Here is a 6,380-nt window from a genome sequence, read left to right as displayed (position 1 = left end):
CCACGATCTCCTCGACCGCCGTCGCGGGCGCACGGAATTCCCTTGCGACGAAAGCGGGTTCGGGAAGCGCCTTGCGATCGAGCTTGCCGCTGGCGTTCAGTGGGAACGCGTCCAGCGCGACAATGGCGGCCGGAACCATGTACGCGGGAAGCGTTTCACCGATCGCCGCGAGCAATGCACCCTGTTCGATCGACTGCCCGGGCGCCGGGACCGCGTAGGCGACCAATTGGTCACCCAACGAGGAAGGCGCGACAACGGCCACCGCCTGGCTCACCGAAGGCTGCGCCAGCAGCGCCGTCTCGATCTCGCCCAGCTCGATCCGCTGACCGCGGAACTTCACCTGGAAATCGGTCCGGCCGAGATAGTCCAGCCGATGCGGCAGCACTTCGGTCGGGGCGCGCCAGACCACCAGGTCGCCGGTGCGGTACATCCGCTCGCCGTTGCCGAACGGGTTGGCCACGAACCGGTCGGCGGTGAGATCGGGACGCCGCACATAACCGCGGGCCAGCTGATCACCCGCGAGGTACAGCTCGCCGGGCACACCGGTCGGCACCGGTTGCAACCAAGAGTCCAGCACGTAGACCTGAGTGTTCCACTGCGGCACGCCGATCGGCACGGAACGCTCGTCCGCCGCGGTCGCGGGCCAGTAGGTCACCGACACCGCCGCTTCGGTCGGGCCGTACAAGTTGTGCACCGCGGCGTCGCTCACCGCACGCACCGCGGCGACGGTCTCCGGCGGCAGCGCCTCGCCGATCACGAAGATGTCGCGCAAGGTGGGGCACGACCCTGCCGCGGTGTGCGCGGCGAAGACCGCGAGCATGGACGGTACGAAGTCGGTCACCGTCACGCCCTGCGCCGCAATTGTTTCCGCGACGTACACCGGATCACGGTGCCCGTCGTGGGCGGCGACGACGAGCTTCGCGCCCACCCGCAGCGGCAGGAAATAGCCCCACAGGGAGACGTCGAACGTGGTCGCCGTCTTCTGTAGGTACACGTCGTCGGCGTCGAGCGGATACGCCGCGAGCATCCAGCTGATCTGGTTCTGGATCGCGAAGTGCGAGATCGCCACGCCCTTGGGCCTGCCGGTCGACCCCGAAGTGAAGATCACGTACGCCGGATGCTGCGGCGACACCGGACGCAGCAGTTCTTCCGCGCGAATCGGGCTGTCGTCGAACCGGTTCGGATCCAAGGCGTCCAGTAACAGCACCGCGGTGCCTTCCGGCACGTCGACCGCGTCGGCGGAGGTCGTGAGCACGCAGACCGGCTGCGCCGTTTCGAGGATGTGCGCGATGCGTTCGGCCGGATGATCCGGATCCAACGGCACATACGCCCCACCCGCCGCCACCACCGCATACATCCCCACCACAAGATCCAACGACCGCCGAACCGCCAACCCCACCAACGACTCCGCACCCACACCCTGCGAAATCAACAAACGCGCAAGACGATTCACCCGCCCATCGAACTCACGATAAGTCAGCTCAGCGCCCTCGTACACCAGGGCCACTTCGTCCGCGTACGCCTCCGCGGCCCGCCGGTAGCCGTCCAGCAGCAACTCGGTGGGGACCGGGTACCGGGTGCTGTTCCACTCGAGCAGGATGCGTTCGCGCTCGACGGGATCGAGCAGATCGATCGCGCCGATCGGCCGATCCGGCTCCGCGGCGGCGACGGTCAGCAGCCGGTCCAGCCGCCAGGCGAACTCGGCGATCGTCCGCTCGTCGAACAGATCGGTGGCGTAGGTGAACATCGCCGTGAACCCCGCGGTTTCCCCTTCCGCGTTGGGCACCACGGTCAGTTGCAGATCGAATTTCGCGACAGTGCTGTCGAACTCGACCACCCGAGCGGACAGCCCGGGCAGATCTATCTCGGGCCTGTTCAGGTTCTGGTAGAACAGCGCCACCTGGAACAGCGGATGATGCGCCTGCGAGCGCACCGGATCCAGCACCTCGACCAATCGCTCGAACGGCAACTCGGCATGCGAGAACGCGCCGAGATCCGTTTCCCTCGTCCGGTCGAGCAGGGCACGGAACGACGCGCCGAGATCGATCCGGGTGCGCAGCACCAGCGTGTTGACGAACATGCCGATCAGCGGATCGAGTTCCCGCTCGCCGCGGCCCGCCACCGGCGTGCCGATGGTGATGTCATCGGTGCCGGTGAGCCGGGCGAGCAGCACCGCGAGCGCGCTGTGCACCACCATGAACTCCGAGGCGCCCGCGCTGTGGGCCAGCTCGGCGAGTCCTCGGTGCACCGAGGCGTCCACCACGAAGGTGTACTCCGCGCCCCGACCAGAGGCGACGGGCGGGCGCGGGCGGTCCGAAGGTAGGTCGATCCGGTCCGGGATGCCCGCCAGAGCGCTACGCCAGTAGGCGATCTGTGCCGCGGCCACCGAATCCGGGTCGTTCTCCTCGCCGAGCATCTCGCGCTGCCACAGCGTGTAGTCCGCGTACTGCACCGGTAGCGGTTCCCAGGACGGACGCGCCCCGTTGCGCCGGGACAGGAACGCGCCGAGCAGGTCCCGCAGGAACGGCGCGACCGAAGCGCCGTCGGCGGCGATGTGATGGACCACCACCACGACCACATGGTCTCGAGGGCCGATCTCGGCCAGCGCGATGCGCAGCGGCACTTCCGCCGCGACATCGAAGCCGGTCGACGCCAACCCGCGCAGCCAGTCCGGCAGCTCGTGCTCGGCGACGGGCTTCGGCGCGAGGTCGGGAACGGCCTGCGCGACGGGCAGCACGACCTGATAACCCGTACCGTCCACCGCCGGATACACCGTCCGCAACGTCTCATGACGCCCGACCACATCCGCGACCGCCGCCTGCAACGCCGCCACATCCAACACACCCGACAACCGCACCGCGAACGGAATATTGTTCGCCGCGGAACCGGTATCGAACTGATTCAAAAACCACATCCGCCGCTGCGCGGGCGACAACGGCACTCGCTCCGGACGCTCCACCGCCACCAACGCGCGCCGGTCACCCGCTCCCTTCAACGGCTCCAGCCGCGCGGCGAGCGCCGCGACGGTCGGGCTCTCGAAGATCAGCCGGGCGGGCACTCGCGCCGCGATGGCGGCTCCCAGCCGGGCCGCGGCCTGCGTCGCGATCAGCGAGTTGCCGCCCAGCTCGAAGAAATCGTCGTCCGCGCCGACCGGCGCGCCGGGGCCGAGCAGTTCGGCGAACACCTCGCCGACCAGCTCTTCGAGCGGGCCGACCGGCGCGCGGAACACCTTGGTCCGCAACCGCGGCGCGGGCAGCGCCGCGCGGTCCAATTTGCCCACCGGGGTCAGGGGGATCTCGTCCAGCACCATGACGACCGTCGGCACCATGTGCGCGGGCAGGCTCTGCTCGGCGAAGCCTGCCAGTTCGGCCGCGTCGGCGTCCATACCGGGTGTGGCGTGCACGTAGGAGACGAGGATGGTCGCGCCGCTGTCCAATTCGTGCCCGACGGTGACCGCGAAATCCACCGTCTCGTGCGCCGCCAGCACCGCATCGATCTCACCCAACTCGATACGGAAACCGCGAATCTTCACCTGGAAATCGTTGCGACCCAGATACTCCAACTCACCACTCGGCGTCCAGCGCACCAGATCACCGGTGCGATAGAGGCGCGAACCATGGGCGTCGAACGGGTTCGCCACGAAGCGGGACGCGGTCAGCCCGCGCCGTTCGTGGTAGCCGCGGGCCAGTTGCGCACCGGCGATGTACAGCTCCCCGGCCACACCGCTCGGAACCGGGACCAAGCGCTCGTCCAGCACGTATTCCGTGACGGCCCGGATCGGCGCGCCGATCGTCACCGGCTCCCCGGGCACCAGCGGCGAGCTGATGTTCGTCATGATCGTGGTCTCGGTCGGGCCGTACCCGTTGAAGAATTCGCGGGTGCGCCCACCCGACACCGGTAGCACCCAGCGGCGCACCAGTTCCGGCGGACACGCCTCGCCACCGGCCACCACCACGCGCAACTCGTCCAGCCCCGCCGGATCCACCGACGCCAGCGCGGCGGGCGTGACGAACGCGTGGGTCACGGCCTCCCGCCGCACCAGGGACGCGAATTCCTCGCCGCCGAACACCGTGGGAGAAGCGACGACCATGGTGGCCGCGCCGCCGAGCGCGAGCAGCAACTCCAGCACCGACGCGTCGAACGACGGCGACGCGAAATGCAACGTCCGCGACGCGCTCGTCACCCGATACCGATCACGCTGCTCGGCACAGAAACCCGCCAACCCGGCCTGGGTGACGACCACGCCCTTCGGCTTGCCCGTGGAGCCGGAGGTGTAGATGACGTAGGCGGGATGCTCCGCACGCAGCGGACGCACCCGATCGGTGTAGGTCACCGGATCGGCCGGGAACTCCTCTAGTCGCCGGGCGCAGTCCGCGGTATCGATGGCCAGCCACTCGACCTGGTCCGGTAGGTCACCGCGGAGTTCCTCGACGGTCAGCCCGAAGACCGCGCCGGAGTCCCGCACCATGTGCTCGACCCGATCGGCCGGATAGTTCGGATCCACCGGCACGAACCCCGCACCGGTCTTGGCCACCGCCCACACCGCGACCACCGACTCCACCGAACGCGGAACACCGACCGCGACCAGATCCTCCGGACCAACCCCCCGATCGATCAGCAGACGCGCCAAACGCGTGGACCATTCGTCCAGCTCGGCATAGCTCAGCTCGGCCAGCGTGGCGGTCGCGTCGGCGAACACGACGGCCGCGCCGCTCGGGTTGGCCTCGACGGCGGTGGCCATCAACTGCGGCAGGGTGGTGACCCGGGGGCGGCGGGTCCGGGTCGGGCGCACGCGCGCCGGGCGGGTCATACGCGCACCGCTTCCGCAGTCTCGTCACACCGCTGCCCGACCGCCCGAACCATCGTGCTGCCTCACCCTGTCTATCGTCGCCACACGCGCGTCACCATGCTCCCCGTCCTGGGATCATCGAACGCGCGCAGGTCGATCGTTACCGAACCGCCGGCGCACGCCGCCCGTGACCAGCCCCGACCCTGCGTTTCGGGTCGAAAACGGACACGTGTGACGAGTGCCGCGGTTGATTATTCCCTGCCGACGCGCGATTGGGGTCGCGACGTCGGCAGGGACGGTCAACGGCGAGCGTCCAGCAGGGCGGCCAGCTGCGGACCGATCACCGCCAGCGCCTCCGGTGTGGCCATCCGAGCGTGCACGACCTCGACCGGCCGGTCGACGACCATGCCTCGGACGTACGGCCACCAGTCGGCCGCCGCGGCGCGCAACTCGTCGGTGGGGTCGGCGACCGCCGCGCTGAAGTACTGCACGGTGCCGCGGAAGACCCCGGGCCGATGCTCTGCGATCAGCTCCGCCGAGCGGACCGCGCTGCGGTAGATCCGGCGCAGCCGCTCGGGAGTCACCGCGACCAGATCGGCCGGGATCATCGCGTGCAGCGCGGCCAACGACTCGTCGTCGAGGTCGTAGACGTCGCCATCCGCGGCGGCCACTGTGCCGAGACCGAGTTCGGCCAAGGCCCCGCGTACCGCCGCGCGGAAGCCGATCACGTCCGGGTTCGGATGGCTGTCCATCATGGCCAGCAACTCCACCTGCTCGCCCGCGTCCTGCAACCTGGTCGCGATGGCATGGGCGAGCACGCCGCCGAGAGACCAGCCGAGCAACCGGTACGGTCCCTGCGGCTGTACCGCCCTGATCTCGGACAGATAGCGCTCGGCCAGCTCGTCCAGCGAACCGGGCAGTTCGCCGTCCTCCGACAGCGCGGGCGATTGCAGGCCGAAGATCGGCTGCTCGGCGGGCAGGAACTGGGCCAGGCCCGCGTAGGACCAGGCCAAGCCGTACATCGGATGCAGGCAGAACAGCGGGGCCGCCGATCCGCTCGCCCGGATGGGCAGCAGCACGTCCAGCGCGGCGGTGGCGTCGGCGTCCCCCGCGTCGATGCGCGCCGCCAAGCCCGCCACCGTGGCGTCGGTGAAGAACCACTGCACCTGCACCGTCGCTCCGGTCGCGTCCCGCAGCCGTCCGGCGACCTGCGCCGCGAGCAGCGAGTTACCGCCCAACGCGAAGAAGTCGTCGTCCAGGCCGACGCGGTCGGCGCCGAGCAGTTCGGCGAACACGGCGGCCACGGTTCGCTCGGTGACCGTCTGTGGCGCGCGGTAGTCGACCGCGCTGACGATCTCCGGCGCGGGCAGCGCGCGGCGGTCGAGTTTGCCGTTGGGGGTCAGCGGCAAGACGTCGAGGACGACCACGGCGTCGGGCACCATGTACCCGGTCAGGAACTCCGAGAGCTGTGTGCGGATCGCGGTGGGGTCGATGCTCGCGCCGGGGTCGGCCACGACGTAGCCGATCAGCCGTTCCCCGGCGTGCTCGTCGGCGCGGACGACCGCGACCGCCTGCCCGACCCCCGGGCAGG

The 6,380-nt window shown here is 69.7% G+C and carries 2 protein-coding genes; both read right to left on the bottom strand.

Annotated features, from left to right (window positions below):
• On the bottom strand, positions 1-4,810 hold a 4,810-nt coding region (locus ON21_RS03840), incomplete at its 3' end, for a non-ribosomal peptide synthetase (protein WP_039795362.1).
• Between the two features lie 278 nt (positions 4,811-5,088).
• Positions 5,089-6,380: thioesterase domain-containing protein (locus tag ON21_RS03835; protein ID WP_051020302.1), on the bottom strand; the 1,292-nt coding region annotated here is incomplete at its 5' end.

The organism is Nocardia araoensis NBRC 100135 (genome assembly GCF_000308435.1).
Taxonomy (GTDB): Bacteria; Actinomycetota; Actinomycetes; order Mycobacteriales; family Mycobacteriaceae; genus Nocardia; species Nocardia araoensis.
The sequence above is the reverse complement of the archived record's forward strand: the minus strand, read 5'-3'. Positions and strand labels throughout refer to the sequence as shown.